At 38.9% G+C, this 1,546-nt stretch carries 2 protein-coding genes and 1 pseudogene; all 3 read left to right on the forward strand.

Features of this window, described 5'->3' with window-relative positions; translation table 11 throughout:
- Positions 1-100: pseudogene (locus tag MZO40_RS16890) on the forward strand (IS30 family transposase); the annotation flags it as partial.
- A 109-nt stretch (positions 101-209) separates the two neighbouring features.
- On the forward strand, positions 210-746 hold the full coding sequence (locus tag MZO40_RS16895) for a helix-turn-helix domain-containing protein (protein WP_056953190.1): 537 nt from the start codon (positions 210-212) through the stop codon (positions 744-746).
- On the forward strand, positions 743-1,447 hold the full coding sequence (locus tag MZO40_RS16900; RefSeq protein ID WP_099722364.1) for an IS3 family transposase: 705 nt from the start codon (positions 743-745) through the stop codon (positions 1,445-1,447). The genes MZO40_RS16895 and MZO40_RS16900 overlap by 4 nt, the downstream gene beginning before the upstream one ends.
- The last annotated feature ends 99 nt before the right edge of the window (positions 1,448-1,546 follow it).

The following is a 1,546-nucleotide window of genomic DNA, read 5'->3' on the forward strand; positions in this document are numbered from 1 at the left end:
GACGACGTTACTCCAAATTAACCAGCGACCGCTTAAAATACTCGACTGGCAAACACCGTATCAGGTTATGCTGACAAATTTGTCCAAAAATTCGGATTAAATTTGCAATCTACCAATCCTACAAAATTGGCACAACCAAAAAGCCACTCATCTCATCACGAGGTTGAAGTGAACCCCCGAGATTGGACAACAATCTCGGGGGTTTTATTATGACTAAATTTAATTTAGAGTTACGAATTTCTATTGTGACACAATATTTAACGGGTATTAGTTCCACTCAATTGGCCAGAAAATACCATATTGCCAACAATGAAACGATTCTCCTATGGGTTCATCGCTTTAATCGTTTTGGCATTGCAGGATTAAAACCGAGACCTATGAACTTGGAATACTCTAGTGAGTTCAAGATAGAAGTATTAAACTGGAAACAACAGCACCAAGCTTCGCTTTCAGAAACAGCACTACACTTCAATCTCTCTTCACCAAGTACTATCTGGCAATGGCAAAGAAAGTTTGATTTAAAGGGACTCAGTGGCCTAAATAGAGTGAGAGGAGATTCAAAGACTATGGCTAAGCATAAGTATAAAAAAGTAACCAAACCCACAACAGCACAAATTCAAGCACGCCACGATAAAGATGAGTTAAAGCAACTCAAGCAAGAAAATAAGATGTTAAGAATCGAGAATGAATTCCTAAAAAAACTCGATGCCTTAGATCACGAAAAATCAGCTCACGCGAAACCGTGACCTTAATTGATGATCTGAGGCGAGTCTTCAAAACGTCGATTAGTTTTATCCTCAAAGCCGTTAAGATACCACGTAGCACGTACTATTACACTAAGCACAGCCAGGGACGAAAATATGATGATGACCAGGTTATCCAAGCCATTGATGAAATTCGCCAAACAGATGCCAAGTATACTCAAAAATACGGTTACCGTCGCATAACGTTAGTTATGCATGAACAGGGATTTAAAGTTAATCACAAACGCGTCCTCCGAATTATGAAGGAACAAGGCTGGACATGTCAGGCCTTTAATAAGCAAACTCGTAAATATAACTCATACAAAGGAGTTGTTGGTAGAATCGCCAAAAACAAGTTACACCGGCGATTCAAGACAGATCGACCATATCAAAAACTTGTCGCCGACGTTAGTGAATTTCGATACGGTCAGATGAGTCAAAGTGAACGAATCTATTTAGAGCCCATCATGGATTTATTTTCGGGTGAAATTTTGGCATTTAACATTAGTGCACATCCAACTCTTGAGTTTGCGTTGAAGCCACTAAAAGAAGCATTAGATGGACTACCTGAGCTTCCTTATCGAACAACGGTACACACAGATCAAGGATTTCAGTACCAACATAAGCAGTGGCAAAAAACGCTTAAAACTCATCATACCTTTCAGAGTATGTCCCGTAAGGCGACTTGCTTAGAACCTGTCTAATATCTAAAAAATCTGATATAGTTTTATTAAAAAGTGAGTTTTAGCCATGAAAAACTATCCAAGCAATATTACCCGCAAACAATTTGAACAGATTCGACC

It is taken from the genome of Lactiplantibacillus sp. B652 (assembly GCF_023806745.1).
In the GTDB taxonomy this organism is placed as follows: domain Bacteria; phylum Bacillota; class Bacilli; order Lactobacillales; family Lactobacillaceae; genus Lactiplantibacillus; species Lactiplantibacillus pentosus.

Excerpts from the sequence above, each read along its gene's own strand:
- MZO40_RS16895 (WP_056953190.1), top strand. The coding sequence starts at position 210 with ATGACTAAATTTAATTTAGAGTTACGAATTTCTATTGTGACACAATAT.